The sequence below is a fragment of the Rossellomorea sp. YZS02 genome (genome assembly GCF_033963925.1).
In the GTDB taxonomy this organism is placed as follows: domain Bacteria; phylum Bacillota; class Bacilli; order Bacillales; family Bacillaceae_B; genus Rossellomorea.
In genome coordinates, this window is record NZ_JAXBLY010000003.1 from 212951 (window position 1) to 230458 (window position 17508).

General features: G+C 44.8%; 15 protein-coding genes. 6 read left to right on the top strand and 9 right to left on the bottom strand.

The genetic code is table 11. The annotated features are described in order from the left end of the window. Positions 1 to 37: 37 nt before the first annotated feature. Positions 38 to 1417 (bottom strand): sigma-54 interaction domain-containing protein, encoded by a 1380-nt coding sequence (locus SLH55_RS05100; protein ID WP_320322860.1) that lies wholly within the window; start codon positions 1415 to 1417, stop codon positions 38 to 40. Positions 1418 to 1629: 212 nt separating this feature from the next. On the opposite strand from SLH55_RS05100, the gene kynU reads away from it, so the two are divergent. From kynU to SLH55_RS05115, 3 genes are all read left to right on the top strand, one after another. Further along, positions 1630 to 2913, top strand: a complete 1284-nt coding sequence (kynU, locus tag SLH55_RS05105) for a kynureninase (RefSeq protein WP_320322861.1) — start codon at positions 1630 to 1632, stop codon at positions 2911 to 2913. Between the two features lie 21 nt (positions 2914 to 2934). Next, a complete protein-coding gene (gene kynB, locus SLH55_RS05110) occupies positions 2935 to 3558 on the top strand; it encodes an arylformamidase (RefSeq protein ID WP_219167924.1) in 624 nt (207 codons plus the stop codon). Positions 3559 to 3662: 104 nt separating this feature from the next. After that, positions 3663 to 3800, top strand: a complete 138-nt coding sequence (locus SLH55_RS05115) for a hypothetical protein (RefSeq protein WP_219167925.1) — start codon at positions 3663 to 3665, stop codon at positions 3798 to 3800. Positions 3801 to 3928: 128 nt separating this feature from the next. On the opposite strand, the gene SLH55_RS05120 is transcribed toward SLH55_RS05115, so the two are convergent. Then, positions 3929 to 6178 (bottom strand): UvrD-helicase domain-containing protein, encoded by a 2250-nt coding sequence (locus SLH55_RS05120; RefSeq protein ID WP_320322862.1) that lies wholly within the window; start codon positions 6176 to 6178, stop codon positions 3929 to 3931. A gap of 258 nt (positions 6179 to 6436) precedes the next feature. Here SLH55_RS05120 and SLH55_RS05125 point away from each other — a divergent pair, with 258 nt between their 5' ends. Further along, on the top strand, positions 6437 to 6670 hold the full coding sequence (locus tag SLH55_RS05125) for a hypothetical protein (protein WP_219167926.1): 234 nt from the start codon (positions 6437 to 6439) through the stop codon (positions 6668 to 6670). A gap of 863 nt (positions 6671 to 7533) precedes the next feature. Here the strand turns inward: SLH55_RS05125 and SLH55_RS05130 are convergent. Continuing rightward, positions 7534 to 8079, bottom strand: coding sequence for a GNAT family N-acetyltransferase (locus SLH55_RS05130; protein WP_219167927.1), 546 nt, complete (start codon positions 8077 to 8079; stop codon positions 7534 to 7536). A gap of 155 nt (positions 8080 to 8234) precedes the next feature. Here SLH55_RS05130 and SLH55_RS05135 point away from each other — a divergent pair, with 155 nt between their 5' ends. After that, a complete protein-coding gene (locus SLH55_RS05135) occupies positions 8235 to 9842 on the top strand; it encodes an amidohydrolase (protein ID WP_320322863.1) in 1608 nt (535 codons plus the stop codon). Between the two features lie 63 nt (positions 9843 to 9905). On the opposite strand, the gene SLH55_RS05140 is transcribed toward SLH55_RS05135, so the two are convergent. The 3 genes from SLH55_RS05140 to SLH55_RS05150 form a co-directional block, all read right to left on the bottom strand. Then, a complete protein-coding gene (locus tag SLH55_RS05140) occupies positions 9906 to 11039 on the bottom strand; it encodes a DEAD/DEAH box helicase (RefSeq protein ID WP_320322864.1) in 1134 nt (377 codons plus the stop codon). A gap of 14 nt (positions 11040 to 11053) precedes the next feature. Continuing rightward, a complete protein-coding gene (locus SLH55_RS05145) occupies positions 11054 to 12376 on the bottom strand; it encodes an ATP-binding protein (RefSeq protein ID WP_320322865.1) in 1323 nt (440 codons plus the stop codon). Positions 12377 to 12440: 64 nt separating this feature from the next. After that, positions 12441 to 13613 carry a sodium:proton antiporter gene (locus SLH55_RS05150; protein ID WP_320322877.1) on the bottom strand — a complete coding sequence of 391 codons (1173 nt, stop codon included), beginning with the start codon at positions 13611 to 13613 and terminating at the stop codon, positions 12441 to 12443. A gap of 182 nt (positions 13614 to 13795) precedes the next feature. Between SLH55_RS05150 and SLH55_RS05155 the strand changes: the two genes are divergently transcribed. After that, positions 13796 to 14101: an AbrB/MazE/SpoVT family DNA-binding domain-containing protein gene (locus SLH55_RS05155; protein ID WP_226671775.1), complete on the top strand. Its 306-nt coding sequence runs from the start codon at positions 13796 to 13798 to the stop codon at positions 14099 to 14101. Positions 14102 to 14206: 105 nt separating this feature from the next. Here the strand turns inward: SLH55_RS05155 and thrB are convergent, their stop codons facing one another. From thrB to SLH55_RS05170, 3 genes are read right to left on the bottom strand one after another with little or no spacing between them, the layout of a single operon-like run. Beyond that, the gene (gene thrB / locus SLH55_RS05160; RefSeq protein WP_320322866.1) at positions 14207 to 15136 is read right to left on the bottom strand and encodes a homoserine kinase; all 930 of its coding nucleotides are present in this window, start codon (positions 15134 to 15136) and stop codon (positions 14207 to 14209) included. Further along, positions 15133 to 16194, bottom strand: a complete 1062-nt coding sequence (thrC, locus tag SLH55_RS05165) for a threonine synthase (RefSeq protein ID WP_219167933.1) — start codon at positions 16192 to 16194, stop codon at positions 15133 to 15135. The genes thrB and thrC overlap by 4 nt, the downstream gene beginning before the upstream one ends. Further along, positions 16191 to 17489, bottom strand: a complete 1299-nt coding sequence (locus SLH55_RS05170; protein ID WP_219167934.1) for a homoserine dehydrogenase — start codon at positions 17487 to 17489, stop codon at positions 16191 to 16193. The genes thrC and SLH55_RS05170 overlap by 4 nt, the downstream gene beginning before the upstream one ends. Positions 17490 to 17508: the final 19 nt, after the last annotated feature.

The following is a 17508-nucleotide window of genomic DNA, read 5'->3' on the forward strand; positions in this document are numbered from 1 at the left end:
CGATTCACCTTATTACTTGCAAGTATCATGCCAGTTTTTATTTTATTTTGTATTTTTTAAGTTTTCTGACTATCGAAGGTTGACTGATCCCTAAACTTTGCGCCATTTGAGTTGTTGTCTTATGCTTGTCCCTCGCTTTCTTCAGCACCTGTTCTTCCACCGCTTCCAAGATGTCTGTCAATGTTTGACCTTCATGGGCAAATCCCGACAAAGGACCACTATGATGTATGTATTGATCCGGCAGGTTTGCCATTTCGATTAACTGCTTAGAAGACGTCACAATAAGCCTCTCAATCACATTCATTAACTCCCTCACATTCCCTTTCCACTCCTGGATCAACAGCTGGTGAATCACCGCTTCATCCACCGTTCTCTGCCTGTCATATTTCTTACAAAAATAGTTCACAAAGTAATCGATCAACGTAATAATATCCGATGTCCTCTCTCTGAGAGGTGGAATGGTAATGGGCACTACATTCAGGCGAAAGAACAGATCCTGCCTGAACTCCCTCTTCTCTATAGCCACCTCCAAATCCCTGTTCGTCGCTGCCAGCACCCGAAAGTCCACCTTCCTTTGCTTCGTTCCACCAACCCGATAAAATTGTTTCTCCTGGATGAACTTCAGGATTTTCACTTGATTTGATTGAGATAGTTCGCCAATTTCATCAAGAAAAAGAGTCCCTCCTTCTGCAAGTTCGGCCAATCCTACCTTCCCCTTACGATCTGCTCCTGTGAAAGAACCGGGCTCATATCCAAAGAATTCAGCTTCAAATAAGGACTCTGGTATAGCCCCGCAATTGACCTCTATGAACGGCCCCCCTTTTCTTTGACTTTTGTTATGAATGAATTTAGCGATGTGGGACTTCCCTACACCGGATTCTCCAAGTAATAGGACATTCACGTCGACATCCGCCACTTGAAGCGCGACCTGCAGCACCCTCTTCATCTCATCACTTGTTGCAATGATGCCATCAGAATAATAATGACGGCTCCTGAGAATTTCCAGCTCGCTTTTCACCCTTTCCATCTCGTCTTCCATATCCGTTAAATACTTTTTCATATTCAATAATTCCGTTACATCGTGTGAATAGCTTACGACCCGAACAAGTTCTCCATCTTCATGAAAGACTGGTATTCCTGTAACCAGGAGCTTCTTGCCTTCTTTACTTGTTTGAACCAGCGTGATTTTCTTTTTCTCCTTTAGAACCAACGGAGTCAATAAAGGTGTGAATATCCCTTCTTTTTCAAGATCATAAACGGATTTACCGACCATATCTTCAGACTTCACATTGTAGATACCACCGGTTGCCTCACTGACTTTCAGAATGATCCCGTCTGTATTCGTTACTAAAATATCGTCCTGCAGGGAATGAAGAATCGCTTCGTTTTCATTCCAAACTTTTTTCGTTTCAGTCATCCAAGTCACTCCTTTGATGAGGTGAAGATTATTCAACAATGAATAATCTTCACTATTATTATTATATTAATCCATTTATACCAGACTTTTTTGATTATTTATACACTTTTGAATAATTTATTCATAGATGAATACCTTTAATTCAATAATTATTTTACTATTCAAATCATTTCGATTATCATTTTGGTAAGACTGTTGAAGGTGGGATAAAGATGGTACATAGAGAAGAATTAACACTGAAACATGCCCGTGAGCTGGACAAACAGGACTCACTTGCTCCATTCCGCAATGAATTTTATTTAAAAGAAAATCATTATTATATGGACGGGAATTCTTTAGGACTGCTTTCGAAGCGGGCTGAGGAGGCATTACTGACCTCTTTGAATGATTGGAAGGAACATGGAATCGATGGGTGGATGGACGGTCAGGAGCCCTGGTTCTATTATTCTGAGAAACTTGGAGAAATGACTGCCCCTTTAGTGGGAGCAGAAAAAGAAGAGGTCATTGTGACAGGTTCCATCACGACGAATCTTCACCAATTACTCGCCACATTCTATCAACCTCGTGGAAAACGCACCAAGATTCTGGCAGATGAACTGACTTTCCCCTCGGATATATACGCGATTCAAAGTCAGCTGGAATTGAAGGGATACTCCCCTGACGAACATTTAATACAAGTAAAAAGCACAGACGGTTATACATTAAGTGAAGAGGACATTATCGGACATATGACGGATGATATTGCCCTCATTCTATTACCGTCCGTTCTCTATCGAAGTGGACAGCTGCTGGATATTAAGCTTTTGACTGATGAAGCCCACAAACGTGAAATCATCATCGGCTTCGACCTTGCCCATTCCATCGGTGCCCTTCCCCATAAGCTTCATGAAGACGGGGTGGACTTTGCGGTTTGGTGTAATTACAAATACTTAAACAGCGGGCCTGGTGGTGTAGGAGGATTATTCGTCCATAACCGGCATAGAGGGAAAAAGCCTGGTCTGTCCGGATGGTTCAGTTCCCGTAAGGATGCACAGTTTGATATGGATCACAACTTAACACACGCTGAATCGGCCGGGGCTTTTCAAATTGGCACGCCACATATCTTGAGCAGCGCACCCTTACTCGGTTCCCTCCAATTGTTTGAAGAAGCTGGGATTGAGAACCTGAGAAGAAAATCCCTTTCTCTTACACGATTCATGATGGACGTATTCCGACAGGAGCTTTCCGAATATGGATTCACCCTCTGCAACCCCCTTGAAGATGATCGTCGGGGTGGTCATATCAGCTTACAGCATGAGGAAGCAGCAAGAATCTGTAAAGCTTTGAAAGCCAACAGGGTGACCCCTGATTTCCGTTCACCTAATGTGATCCGTTTGGCTCCCGTCGCCCTCTATTCGTCGTACGAAGATGTATGGGAGACCGTTCAAATCCTCAAGGGGATCATGGAAAATGAAGAATACAAGCAGTTTGAAAATACGCGTAATGTTGTTGCGTAACGCAGAAAGGATGGTGCAATCATGAAGATCATTGATATATCGAGACCTCTCTACAATGAAACACCCGTATGGCCGGGTGACACGCCATTTTCCTTCTCCTTGAACTGGACGAAGGAGGAAACAGGATCCGTGAATGTCGGTCAACTGACCATGAGTTCGCATACAGGGACCCATGTTGATGCTCCATTCCATTTTGACAGCGATGGAAAACGGATCCTCGACATGCCCCTTGAACGATTCATGGGACCGGCTATTGTGGTTTCAGTGGAAGATATTCCTGAAATCGGTCCTGAGCATGTAATGAAGGTCGACTTTACTTCTGTAAAAAAAGTACTTTTCAAGACCGGTGCCTGGAAGGAGCCGGCTCGATTCCCCGAGCATATTCCTCCTATCAATAAAGAACTTGCCCCTTTTTTAAAGGAAAAGGGCATTGATCTGATCGGGGTCGATCTTCCTTCTGTTGATCCATTGGATAGTAAGGACTTAAAAGCCCATCATTCTCTTCGGGAGTGTGATATCGGGATTTTGGAAGGAATTGACCTTTCCCATGTGGACCCGGGGGTATACGAACTTGTAGCCCTCCCCCTGCCTCTTAAAGAAGGGGACGGATCACCGGTTCGCGCCGTTTTGATCGATCGAAAGTAAAACATTTTCTTCTGACTGAATGGTTTTTGTCCTTAGAATCGAATATATCTCCACTCCTTTTTCATAGACTAATAGTAGATAGCTAGAAAAAAGGAGTGGGGTTTATGGGAATTACGATCACCATCGGCTTTATCGTGATACTTGGAATCATAATGGGTATACTTATTTATTTCTTACGACAGGCTTTGGATTCAAATGACTCCAAAAAGATTGATTCGCGTGATGATCATTTTTCGCAATGAGGCTTCAGTTTGTTGATCGACTTATGCAGGATTTGTAGACTTTTGTAGAACGATCGATTTTTCAATAACGGTCTATAAACCGCAAAAAGCCCCGGCGTCCTGTGTTTCAGGGGACGCCGGGGCCTTTTTTATTCCGTAATCTCCTTCTCCCCAAGCTTCATTGAGCTTGAACAAAGGGGACAAACCTTTGAATCCGTGTCTTCATGGGTTTCCGGCCTCTGCCATGCAATGCATCCAGGGCTAGTGCAAACCCACGCCAGAATCTTACTCACCTTACCGCTTCTCGCCTTTTTAGATATTTTCGGCTCGTCCACATGGGGGACCTGTTTGAACAAGTCCGAAATAAAGCGCGAGCACTTCCGCTGTTCCCCTTGATAATAAGCGGGAGAAGAAATGAATAATCTCTCTTTCGCCCTTGTGATTGCCACATAAGCAAGGCGTCTTTCTTCCTCCACTGCTCCAGATGCCTTCTCTTTTTGATTCGGATCCTTATAGACCTTATCCTCCAGCTTATTGGCGTTGAGGGCTGAACTGTGGGGAAGATTTCCTTCAATTGCGCCGATTAAAAACACGACAGGGAATTCTAGCCCCTTTGACCGATGAATCGTCATAAGGGAAACGCTGTCGGTGTCCTTACCTCTTTGATTCGAATAGATTTCCTCATACTTTGCTTTCATTTCATCAATGAACGTAATGAAACTCGAAATCGTCTCAAAACGCTTTGCCGAACCTTCAAGCTCGTCCAGCATTTCTTTAATGAGTTCCTTCTGTTCGGTTACGACATGAGATTCCTTTGCATCGATGTATTGATGGTAGAATTCCTTCCGGATACGCTTGATGGCTGTTTCCGGTGATTGATCCCCGATCGCCTTCAGAAACTTCATTCGCTCTTTTATATTTTTCACTTGGAAAGGCTTGAGTCCGGATAAAGTCGTCAAGTGAATGAGAGGATATTTCTTTCTCTCCTTCTGTTCTTCTTCCAAAATGTGAGCCATCCCTCGATCCCTTCTGATGAAAAGCGTGGGCAAGATCGATTCCATCGCTGGGAAATTTCTTGGAACGATTGATAAACGCAAGTAATCCACAACTGGTTTCACCGTCCAGTTTTCATAGAAAAGGGAATCCTTCTGATTATAGGGTGTAAAAGGAATTTCCTTAAGCAGCAGCTGCTCGAATACGGCACGGCCGCTGCTCATGGTGCGGTGAAGAACCGTCATGTCCCTGTACGTGTAGCCTTCCCCTATCAGTCTTTGAATCTCTTCTGTAATCCAGACGGCTTCTTCATCCGCCGTTGCCGGTCTTGAATATAGAGGCTTTTGACCTTCGATTTTGGTAGCAATCAATTCTTTTTTCCGACGATGTTCATTCCGCCCGATCACTTCATTCCCTAACCCGATAATATAGGCATCAGAACGATAGTTTTCTTTTAGTGTCACGACTTTCGCATCAGGAAACTCTTCATCGAAATCCAAAATAAATTCGTTCCGGGCACCGTTGAAGGTATAGATCGTTTGATCATCATCCCCCACCACGAACAAGTTTCGATGAGCCGCAATCAATTTGATCAGCTCGTATTGTACAAGGTTTGTATCCTGAAATTCATCGACCATGACATACTGGAAACGATGCTGAAGAGAAGTCAGAAGGTTCGGGTTACCCAGTAATAATTGATGGGCCTCTGTCAGAATATCATCAAAATCCATTTTATGATTCATGCGCTTCCACTCTTCATATTTCAATAGAATGTCACGAACTTCTTTTTCTGACTTGGATTTCTGCGGAATTTCCCTGATATCTTTTTGATTTAATTTATAATGAGAGAGCTTTGCAAGGAGCGTCTCGGCATCATAAGGATCATATATATTCATTTCTCTCTGAATCTGTTTCAATATGATTTGTTTATATCTTTCATTCCCGATTACTTCCTGTGTATAATGACGGGATCTTAATAGATATAGAAACAAGGCATGGAATGTGCTGGCATGCACCTGCCCGCCATGTTCAGTACCCGGCAGATTCGAGATCCTCTGCTTCATTTCTTCCGACGCTTTCTTCGTGAACGTGACGAGCAGAATATTTCTTGGATGGATATGCTGATACCTCATGAGATACCCCGCCCTGCAGACAAGAACTGTTGTCTTCCCGGTCCCTGCGCCTGCCAGGGTCAAGCAAGGTCCATTCACATGCCTGACCGCTTCAATTTGCGCTGCATTTAAGTGGATACCGGCTTCTTCCAGCGTCCGAAAGAAAAAAGCATCCTCTTCATGGGAGGATACCAGCTGTTCCGACGTCTCTCCCTTATGAAGTGGCGCCATGGGGATTTCTTTCTTTTCCGCTTCATATGGATAATTAGAATAATTGTTTAATACTTTATTCAAAGCTCATTCTCCTAGCTTTTCTTTACGATTCATAACCTTCTCATCATAACAAGAGGTCTTTGTGAATAGCAATGACAATCTCAGGGTGAAAGGGATAGACTACCCGATATGTAAATACTGTTAAACGATTGTTTAATCCCCTGAACCCTAGTAGAATAAATGTTTTGAAGTACTAATCAAACGTTTGTTTAAATCGGATATGCTCCCCGGGGATTAACATATTGTAAGAAAAGGTAATAAAACATTAGGTGATAAACTATGAAACTAACAAAATGGGGCTTTACCCGCTTCAACAGCATAAAAGCAGAATTCGATCACTTCCCACATTCCCTTGTCATCCTCAGGAAAATCAGAAACTACTACTTCGTCAACAAAATCCACTGGTCCCACCTAGATCCCGTCGTCGAAACCCACCACCTCGAACAAATGGAACTCTTAGTCAACCGGGAGATGGACTTGGAGGAGAATTATCTTAGGAGGAGATTGGATTAAAGGCTCTTTTACTCATTTCATGAATTTATTTAAAATTAAGAGCTTTGGAACTCATCCTCAAAACTTCTGTAAAGAGAATTTGGTGTTTGGGATATCCACTCCTATTTAATGATACTTTTGTAGAAGCACAGAGTGGATTGTAGCGGAAGGTGCTCGACTCCTGCGGGAATAGCTGGACAGGTGAGACCCCGGAAGCGCAGCTGAGGAGGCTCACCGCCAGCCCCGCGGAAAGCGAGCACCTGTAGCGAAAAGGAACGATCCATGCATAATTGAATCCTTCATCAGCCATTTCTCTCTTTTTTAAAAAAAGAAGAAAAAATAAGATAAACCGAGATAAACACCTATTCCATTTCAAAAAACAGCCCATATCGCATAATATTGATTATTCTGAACATTTGCATTAATTTTATAATTTGTTAATATATAATTAATAAATCATTAACAAACACCAACTTTAAAGGAAGGCGTGATTCCAATGAAGTGAGCTAGCAAAGCATATCAGCATCACATCTAGCGTTTGAGATCGGCCCGTGAAAACTGATTTCAAGATGTGTGGATATGTGGGAATGCGCAATCTTATTTCAGGAGATGATTCCAATGAAGAGTGTAAGCGAAGCATGCTAACATCATGGTACGTAAGAAGATAGCCCGTGAAAACTATCTTCGTAACATGTGGGCGTGTGGGAAAATCAACGGAAAGTGAAAATAAACTAATAAACCATGCAAGACCATTAATTTAATTGTTAAATGAATGTTACGTATGTGTATTAGTAAGAAAGGATAGTAAAGTTAATTGAATATGGTTTACTTAAGTTAAGACGCTGTTTATGTGGTATAGGCATAAGCAGCGTCTTAAATTTGTGTCAAAATTCTTCTTTTAATAAAGAGCAGACCGCCGCATCGCAGAAGACACCTTTTTCAAATGCAGCTTTTCTTAAGATCCCTTCAAAAATAAAACCTGCCTTCTCCAGACTTCTCTTTGATGCCGTATTTTCCGGATCATAATACGCTTCTATGCGATTAAGGGCCATTTCTTCAAACCCGTATCGAAGGATCGGTTGCAATACTTCAGTGATCACACCTTGTCTCCAATAAGCAGGATGAACCTCAAATCCCACCTCAGCTTTAAAATGTTCTTTTTCCCATTGATGAAAACCGCAGCTGCCGATGATCTCGTTGGAATCGTTTAAAGCAATCCCCCACCTGATGCCTTCATTTACATGAAACCTTTCGTTCCATTTCTCAATGATTTCCTTCGCCTGCTTTTCCTCTTGAAAAGAGTCCAAATCATAATATCGTGTCACTTCATCTTTTGAAAAATAATCAAAAACATTGGGAGCATCCGTCTCTTGCATCTGACGTAAACGGAATCTTGCTGTTTCCATGACCGGAAAGGTTCGTGTCAGCATATTTCATTCTCCTTTTCTTCTTGTTCTACTTATTAATTCAACACGGGATTTTACAATGCCTTCTTATTAGATAAAGTTTCATAAAATCACAATTTGTGTTCTTTCCTATATCTGGTTACAATCGATATAACAGATGAAAAAGGATGGGAATGGCGATGAAAGCCGATAAAATTATTGTAAGCACTGCATTATTCACCGGAAATGCCCCTTTCCCTATTGATGGTTTTGCAGCTATCAAAAGGGATATGATTATTGGGGTTGGCCCACGTTCTGAAATGGAGGTTTATAAAGGATCAGGTACTGAAGTATGGGATGTCGGAAGTCGACTCGTAGTACCAGGGTTTCACGACTTTCATCTTCACTGGTTTTTAGGGGCGATGTTCGAAGGGTTTTGTCAATTGACTTTCGGTTCTACAGAAGACTTGACGGCGAAGATGGTGGCAGACTATGCGGGGAAGCACCCTGATGAGGAATGGGTGCTCGGGTTCGGTTGGCATCACGTACGCTGGCCAGGCCAGACGCTCCCCACACGTCATTCATTGGATAAATATATCCCACACCGCCCAGTCGTTCTCCTGAATGAAGAAGCTCATAGCGCGTGGTTGAATACGGCGGCCCTCGAAAAATTAGGGATTAACCGGGATTCACCTGAGCCCCCTTTCGGAAAGATTGAAAAAGATGACAGCGGTGAGCCAACAGGGTTTTTATATGAGACTGCTGTTCAGTATGTGGTGGAGGCCTTCCATTTTGATGAGAATGTGAAGCTTCGATTGATGAACGGGATGCTGAAGAAGGCTTCTTCCTACGGGATCACCTCCGTTTCCGACATGCTGCCCCTACCCGGCTATACGTTAGGAGATCCCTCTTTCTATCAAGAATTTGAGGAAAAAGGAAAGCTCACGACACGCATTCATTTTCTGGATGTGTTGGATGGAGACCTTGAACGCAGTATCGGTTATAGAAATAAGTATCACTCCGACAAGCTTCAATTCTCAGGACTGAAGCAATTCTTGGATGGGGTCCCCCTCACCTATACCGGATATTTGCTGCAGCCATATGCTGACCGACCTGCAGAAACCGGCGGTACCATCTATGAGCCTGATGTGTACCGACAGTTAATCGAGGACGCTGACAGGCAAGGATTCCGTATCCGTCTTCACGCATGCGGGGATGCGGCAGTACGGATGGGCCTGGATCTTTATGAGCACGCCCGGGATGTGAATGGTTCAAGGGATTCACGGCATACGATCGAGCACATTGAAGTCTGCAGCCCAGAAGACTTTGATCGTTTTCAGAAACTCGGGGTCATCGCGTCGATTCAGCCTGAGCATCTGACATCTGGATCAATGGACACCCATGCATATCTGGACCGACTCGGACCAGAACGTGCAAGGTATACATGGCCGATTGGGTCATTGCAGCAACATAACGCGAGCATCGCGTTTGGCACGGACTTTCCGATAGTGGATCTGAATCCTATGCTTGGCCTGTACAGGGCTGTCACCCGGAAGCATGAAGACGGCACTCCTCACGGCGGGTGGAATCCAAAAGAAAAGATCTCATTAGCGCATGCCCTGATTCATTACACGAAGTCCCCTTCTTATGGAAACTTCAGAGAGAATGATTTAGGGACAATCGAAGCGGGAAAGAAAGCCGACTTGGTCGTGTTGGACCGAAACCCATTCGTATGGGAAGCAGAGGCTATCCTTGAGACGAATGTGTGGTTGACCATCATGGACGGTGAGATTGTATTTGGGAAGTAGCGGCATGATATAACGCAATAAAGGTCCGTCCCTCACTCATGAGGGACGGACCTTTAACGTATGCTATTTTGTTTCCGGGTCTTGAAGGCCTCCACCACGGATCGTCTTTTCCTGGAATGGGAGGTTGAGTTCTTTGCTTAGTTTTTCAAGGAAGCTCAGCTCGCGCTTTGAGACGAGACAGATGACGGTTCCTTCAGCTCCCATCCGGCCGGTTCTTCCTGAACGATGGATATATTGCTTAGTGTCACTCGGGAAGTCGAAATGGATGACGTGTGTGACGTCCGTGATATCCAGACCACGTGCAGCGACATCTGTGGTGAGAAGCATGGATACTTTACCTGAGCGGAAGCGGTCCAGTGATTGTTTACGCTCCATCTTGTTGGATTCCCCTGCCAGTACCTCGAGCTCGACTCCCTTATATTTAAGCTTTTCTTCCATTTCAGAGAGTTTCTCCAATTGATTGAAGAATACAAGTGCCTTGATTCCTTTGAAGTAAGAGATGCTTCTGAGGGCTTCCATCTTATCCCGCAGCTCACTATACACAAAGACATGATCCACTTTTGGATTATCCAGATTCGCTTCCATTTTGATGATTTCATGGTTTTGCAGTAGAGACTGTGCGACTTGTTCCGTTTCATCTGATAAAGTGGCAGAGAAGAATAGCACCTGACGTTCTTTCAGGGTCGATTTGATGATATCCTTCACTTCCCTGATATGTTCTGCTGAGATCATTAAGTCGAATTCGTCGACGACGATCGTTTTCACTTCATGCATCTTCAGCTTTTTCATTTTCATCAGTTCGATCATTCGCCCGGTTGTTCCGACAACGATATGCGGTTTCTTCTTCAGTTTCTCGACCTGCTTTTTAATATTCGCTCCACCGATGAAGGCAGCACTCGTTACGTCTGTCCCCTTCGCCCATTTCTGGATTTCCTGGTGTATCTGCATGACCAGTTCTCTTGACGGGGCAAGGATGACGGCCTGTGCCTGTTTTCTGGATGGATCAATGGCCTGGATGATCGGCAGCAAATAGGCAAGGGTTTTCCCTGTCCCTGTCGGCGATTCGCATACGACATCTTTCCCCTCCATGATGACCGGCACAACTTTTTCCTGTACAGGAGTTAAGGCAGTAAACCCTGATTCTTCCCAGTTTTTCTGTAGCGACGGAGAATGTATAATATCTGATATTGAATTCATTCGATTCGTCCTTTCTAATCGGCAAAGTCGGATGTAATCTCACTTCCCTTGACAGGTAAGGTGATCTCCACTGCCGTTCCTTTTTGTATTTCACTTTTAAAGTGTATATGTCCTTTATGTCGTTCGATAATTTTCTGACAAACGGCGAGACCGAGACCCGTCCCTTTTTCTTTGGTCGAGTAAAATGGCTCTCCCAGATGCTCGATCCTTTCCGGTTCCATCCCCACACCATTGTCCTTTACGATGACACGAGCGTCCGTCCCATGCGGGGCCAATGTGATTGAGACCCTTCCATTTCTACCTGCAGGGATAGATTCCACTGCATTTTTAATAATATTAATGAATACCTGTTTCAGCTGATTGGATTCCCCTAACACACATAAAGGTTTCCCCTCGAGGTTTTCATATGTAATGGACACATTATCAAGATGGGCCTGTGCTTCCATAAGTATCAATACCTGCCGTAAGATTTCATCCAATCCCTCTTGCCGGAAATGGATTTCCTGCTGTTTTCCAAGTATCAACATCTCTCCCGAAATCAAATCGATCCGGTCCACTTCAGATAGCATAATGTCCAGATGGCTGTCGTTAATAGACTTGGTCGACTGCATTAATTGGATGAATCCCTTTAAAGATGTAAGTGGGTTACGGATTTCATGGGCCACGGCAGCAGCCAATTGCCCTATCACTGAAAGCTTTTCAGATGCGACAACCATTTCTTCATTTTCTTTAATATGCGTAATATCCCTTGCAATCGCAAAGATCCCTGTAACGTTCCTGTTCACGATGATTGGAACGAGGGAGCAGCGCAGAATCTTCCTTTTCATGTTGGGCAAATGAATCGTTGTTTCAAATGTAGAGGCAAACCCTTTGAACGTTTCGAAAAAGTAGTCTGTGACACGTTTCATTTCTTCCCCTAGCAGGAATTGGCTGAAGTTCACTTCTTTTAATTCTTCAAATGTTGACTCAAGTAATCCCTCAGCCTCTCCGTTGACAGACATTACATCGCCGTCCAGACTCAATTCAAAGACGGCATCGGGGTTCTGCTCGAACAAGGAGTGATAGTGTTGATTCTTTATTTGCAGTTGTCTCTCTTTATTCATCAATTTATTATTTGATTCAATGAGTGCATGAGTCCTCCGATATAGGGATAAGAAGAGAATGGTACCCGTTACAAAAACAAAGAACCAGCCTTTATATCGTTGAAAGTAGATATACATATTAAGGTTTTCATGAGTCAGTGCCATAGAAAAATAATCGGATAACACAATCCAGAGAATTCCTAACAATACATAGGTGATGGTAACTCTTAAGGCAATGTCTTTAGCTTGTTTCATTTCGGAATGTTCACCTACATTCAGATAGTCTTTCTCCTATGGTTTCACAGTTCTTACCAATTTATCAATAATCTTTCCTCTCTTTCTCCCCTTTCAGGAAAAAGGTGGACAAAGGATAAATTCCAACGCTTTGTATCAGGAGCGACAGCATGATCACTCCGAATGTTAAGGAGTGCAGTAGAAGGGGACCTTGATCATCTAAACCTAATAATAACGCCACAGACATCGTGCCTTTAATTCCAGACCAGGTTAAGATGGATACTTCCTTCCATCCATACGTCTTTCTCCATGTTTCTTTCAATTTTACAACACCAATAATAATAACATAGCGAACAAATAATGAGAGAACAAAAAGGAAGAAGATCCATCCAATTAAAGAAAAAGAGAGATATCGCGTTGTCTGGATTCCGATCAATAAGAATAAAAAGGTTAAGATGGTCGGTTCAATCACAGTCCAGAATCCATCCAGATCCTTCCGGAAATGATTTTCCTTTATCATTTTTCCATACTCATAGGAAAGCAGGATCCCGGAGGATACTGTTGCAAGAACTCCTGAAACTCCCAGCTCCTCCCCTACGTAAAAGGTTCCGTATGCAAAGATGATACTCAGCATGATCTGATACCGCGAATCTGTCGTGAAATGGATTGCTTTACTCGCCAGCCATCCAAGCGTCACACCCAACACGATCCCTCCAAGGGAAACCAAAAGGAATTCTCCCATGAAAGAAGAAACGGAAAACGTCTCCCCTCCAAAGTAGATTCCAGCCACAACCGTAAAGAGAACGATACTTGTGCCATCATTGATCATCGACTCCCCCTCCACTACATCGGCTATATCATCTCTGTTTGAAGACTCTTTCAAGACCGATACGACCGAAACCGGATCCGTCGGTGTTAAGATGGCAGAAATCAGTAAAGCTTCTCCATAGGTCACAGGGATCCAAGGATGCAGACCATAGTACGTAAGAAGACTCATCAATAATGTCGTGATGACAATCCCCACCGTACTTAGGAGAGTGATGATTCCAGCATGCTTCTTTAAAGCCTTTGCAGGAAATTGATACGCGGATATAAATAGAAGCGCTGGCAGAAACCACTGAAATATTATATCCTTTGTCAGGGTGACATCAGAAAACGCGGGAACAAACGACAGACCCATCCCAATAAGGAGCAAAACAACCGGCACGGGAATGTTCTTCTTCTTTTTGTCAAAGGTAAAGACGCTATAACCAATCATAAGCAAGATTAGAATATGTATAGGTTCGATGACTCACACCTCCAGTTACAAGTCTATTTCCACTCCTTTTATTTTACTAAACTCCACCCCCAACCTTCTTCCTATTTTTTCAAAATGGCGTTTATTTACCGGAAAGTTGGTAAAAAGAGAAGCAAAAGGAAATTGAAAGCAGGTGATGCATCATGTTGAGCTTGATGTATGGCAGAAAACCGTTCAGTAAAAGTGGCACGATTACCCTTCCCCACAAATGGCGACAGCAGTTTGGGCTATTGCCGGGAAGGCTCGCAGAACTCGTCTATCAAAACAACTGCCTCTATATTAAACGCGCGTTGAAAGACTCCACCCATAACAAGCGCTACATCTCAGAAAAAGGAACTGTCCATATCCCAAAGGAACTCCGGGAAGAAATGGGGATGACTGATCAATCATCCTACTGCCTCCACATCAATGAAAAAGAAAATTGTTTTATGATCACCAGGGAGAAATAGTGAAACCAAGTATCTCCCAGGCTTCCTCGAAGAGCCTTTATTTCCACCATGTTACATGTACGCCCAGGGCAGAAAGCATAAAAACAAGGTCCGTCCCTCGCTCCTTTAAAGCGATGAGGGACGGACCTTTGGTTGTTGGAGGGTGATGGTGCTGCCGGACTCGGCAATGGATAGTTTACGGACATCCATGGATGGGAAGGTTTGCTCGAGCTGACGGTGGAGCCATTCGCCAGCTTCCCTTTCCACGAAGCAGGCAATCGTCGGGCCGGCACCGCTAAGGGCGACACCGAATGCGCCGAATCGTCCCGCCACTTCTTCTACGGCATCGTAGTGAGGGAGCAACTTTCTCCTGTGCGGTTGATGATATCGATCACGCTTCATCATCTTCCCGACCATGTCCCAATCGCCGGTCAAAAACGCTGCCACAAGTACATTCGAAATGGCTCCAGCCCCTACGGATTCTGCAAATGAATGAGTGGACGGAAGGACATTTCTCGAATCGGATGTTTTCAGCTCCGCTTTCGGAATGACGCATACGATTTCAATCGGAAGATCAGGTACGGTTATGATGTTGACACCCTTTTCATGCTGACAGCTGACGATGAACCCCCCGTAAAGTGATGCGCCAACGTTATCGGGATGACCTTCGAACCTGTTCGCAATGGAAAGCTTCCTCTCCCTGCTCAAGTTCAGGTCGCACAGGACATTTGCGAGCTCCACCCCGGCCACTACGGCAGCTGCGCTGGAGCCCAGCCCCCTCGTCAACGGTATGTCACTTGAAATATACAAATGGCACGGAGTAGGCTTCTTTCCGTATTCCTTACATACTTCTTTCACTACTTCAACAATGAAATGGGACTCATCAGCCGGAAATACCTCAAGTGCCGCCGACAGGGGAATCACTTGCCATTCGTCTGCCTCTTGTGCCTCAACGGTTAAATACACATCCAAAGCCAAGCCAAGCGAGTCAAAACCGGCACCTAAATTAGCCGTACTTCCCGGGACGACGATTCTCCAAGAGCGACGCCCCTTCATACCCCGATCGTTCCCTTAATGTAATCCTTCACCATTTCACGATCATTCGGTAATTTCACCGGTGTAACCGGGCTGCACTCCATGGCCGTAACCGGATCTTTCAAACCGTTACCCGTCAATACCGCGACTATCTTCGACCCTTTGTCGAGCAACCCTTTTTCCAAAGACTTCTTAACCCCGGCAATGGACGCGCAGGACGCCGGTTCGGCGAAGATTCCTTCTTTCCTTGCCATCAGCTGATACGCTTCAAGGATTTCGTCATCCGTCACTTCGTCGATATGACCATTTGATTCCCTCAAAGCGTCGACTGCCAATGTCCAGCTTGCCGGGTTCCCGATCCGGATCGCAGTGGCGACCGTTTCGGGCTGTGGAAATACACGGTCATGGACGATAGCCGCCGCACCGGAAGCTTCAAAACCGAACATCCTGGGCAGTGTGGAAGCGTGTTGACGAGAATATTCCTTAAATCCTTTCCAGTATGCTGAAATATTTCCTGCATTTCCGACGGGGATTGCCAGTACATCAGGAGCTTCCCCTAATCCGTCTATCACTTCGAAGGCAGCTGTTTTCTGCCCTTCCAATCGATACGGGTTCACTGAATTCACGAGAGTGACCGATTCGGTTTTGCTTAACTCCCGGACAATCTCAAGCGCTTCATCAAAATTCCCTTCAATTGAAATGATCTCTGCTCCGTACATGACGGCCTGTGCCAATTTCCCTTGAGCGATCTTCCCCTCGGGAATGACGACGATGCATTTGATTCCCGCCCTTGCAGCATAAGCCGCAGCGGAAGCACTTGTATTGCCGGTTGAAGCGCAAATGACTGTCGAGCTGCCGGCTTCCACGGCTTTCGCAACCGCGAGGACCATTCCCCGGTCCTTAAAGGAGCCCGTCGGATTCGCCCCTTCTACCTTTGCATAAAGCTCGATGCCCCATTCCCTGGACAGCGACTTCAGCTCGATCAGCGGAGTGTTTCCTTCGTTCAAGCTTAAAAGGGGAGTATCCGCATTTAATGGAAGATGTTCTTTATACTGCTCCAGTAGCCCTTTCCATCTCATCCTTTTTCTCCTCCTTCTACACGATATGAGCTTTCGATTGAATGAACCGCTTCATAATCCTTCAACTCCATCAAAATGTCCTCATAATGATCGAGTGACGCTTTGTGTGTCACCAGGACGATCTCGGCAAACTCATCACTTTCCAGGGGATTCTGCAGGATCTTCTCGAAACTGACTCCATGATTTGAAAAGATGGATGTCAGTTTAGCTAACACGCCCACTTCATCTTGTACATGCAGGCGCAGGAAGTATTTTGAATGAATTTCATTCCGTTCTTTCAACTTTTTCGGGAATTGAGGATTAACGGCACTCTTACCGTTGACCCCCAGTCTCATATTCTTCATGATTCCCACCATATCGGATACGACGGCTGTAGCCGTTGGGAGACTGCCGGCGCCGGGACCGTAGAACATCGTTTCCCCCACTGCTTCCCCGTAAACGTAAACGGCGTTATATTCGTCGTGTACGGAGGCGAGGGGATGTTCATTTTGAAGGAGAGTTGGTTCCACACTTACCTCAACCTTCTCCCCTTCCCTATGGGCGTATCCGATGAGCTTCATCGTATAACCGAACTGCTCGGCATATTGAATGTCATCACCCGTTACTTCCGTGATGCCCTTCACCTTCACATCGGCAAGGTCCACGTTCATGGAGAAACCTAATGTGGAGAGGATTGCCATCTTCCTTGCTGCATCCAGTCCGCCGACATCCGCTGTCGGATCCGCTTCAGCATAACCGAGAACCTGTGCTTCCTTCAAAACATCATCGAAGGTCCGTCCCTCTTTCGTCATCTTTGTCAAAATGAAGTTCGTTGTTCCGTTTACGATTCCCATCATTTTGGTGATGCGATCGGAGGCCAGGCCGTCTACTAAACTCCTTAAGATCGGGATGCCTCCAGCGACACTTGCTTCGTAGAATAAGTCACAGCCATTCTCCGATGCAGCCCTCAATAATTCCGGTCCATGGAGAGCCATGAGGTCTTTATTTGCCGTCACGACATGTTTACCCTCGTTTAGAGCATGAAGAAGATGCTCCTTTGTCGCTTCGATTCCACCCATGACCTCGACCACAATATCAATTTCAGGATCAAACAGGACTTCCTCAGGATTTAAGGTCAGTATGCTGTTTTCAATGTCGAGTCCCCTATCTTTCTCTAAATCCTGTACAAGGGCTTTTTTCACCGTCACCGGGCAGCCGATTTGATGGGATAATTTATCCTGATGATTCTCTACAATCTTCACCACTCCCGCTCCCACCGTGCCGAGTCCTAAAAGTCCGATTGAAATTGATTCCATAAGCCGAAAACCTCCATTT

Bases quoted from the DNA above. Each gene is read 5' to 3' on its own strand.
- SLH55_RS05155 (WP_226671775.1), top strand. From the start codon at position 13,796: ATGTTGAGCTTGATGTATGGCAGAAAACCGTTCAGTAAAAGTGGCACG.
- SLH55_RS05140 (WP_320322864.1), bottom strand. From the start codon at position 11,039: ATGAATTCAATATCAGATATTATACATTCTCCGTCGCTACAGAAAAAC.
- kynB (WP_219167924.1), top strand. From the start codon at position 2,935: ATGAAGATCATTGATATATCGAGACCTCTCTACAATGAAACACCCGTA.
- SLH55_RS05145 (WP_320322865.1), bottom strand. From the start codon at position 12,376: ATGAAACAAGCTAAAGACATTGCCTTAAGAGTTACCATCACCTATGTA.
- SLH55_RS05170 (WP_219167934.1), bottom strand. From the start codon at position 17,489: ATGGAATCAATTTCAATCGGACTTTTAGGACTCGGCACGGTGGGAGCG.
- SLH55_RS05150 (WP_320322877.1), bottom strand. From the start codon at position 13,613: ATGATTGGTTATAGCGTCTTTACCTTTGACAAAAAGAAGAAGAACATT.
- SLH55_RS05115 (WP_219167925.1), top strand. From the start codon at position 3,663: ATGGGAATTACGATCACCATCGGCTTTATCGTGATACTTGGAATCATA.
- SLH55_RS05100 (WP_320322860.1), bottom strand. From the start codon at position 1,417: ATGACTGAAACGAAAAAAGTTTGGAATGAAAACGAAGCGATTCTTCAT.
- SLH55_RS05130 (WP_219167927.1), bottom strand. From the start codon at position 8,079: ATGCTGACACGAACCTTTCCGGTCATGGAAACAGCAAGATTCCGTTTA.
- SLH55_RS05125 (WP_219167926.1), top strand. From the start codon at position 6,437: ATGAAACTAACAAAATGGGGCTTTACCCGCTTCAACAGCATAAAAGCA.
- kynU (WP_320322861.1), top strand. From the start codon at position 1,630: ATGGTACATAGAGAAGAATTAACACTGAAACATGCCCGTGAGCTGGAC.
- thrB (WP_320322866.1), bottom strand. From the start codon at position 15,136: ATGAAGGGGCGTCGCTCTTGGAGAATCGTCGTCCCGGGAAGTACGGCT.
- SLH55_RS05135 (WP_320322863.1), top strand. From the start codon at position 8,235: ATGAAAGCCGATAAAATTATTGTAAGCACTGCATTATTCACCGGAAAT.
- thrC (WP_219167933.1), bottom strand. From the start codon at position 16,194: ATGAGATGGAAAGGGCTACTGGAGCAGTATAAAGAACATCTTCCATTA.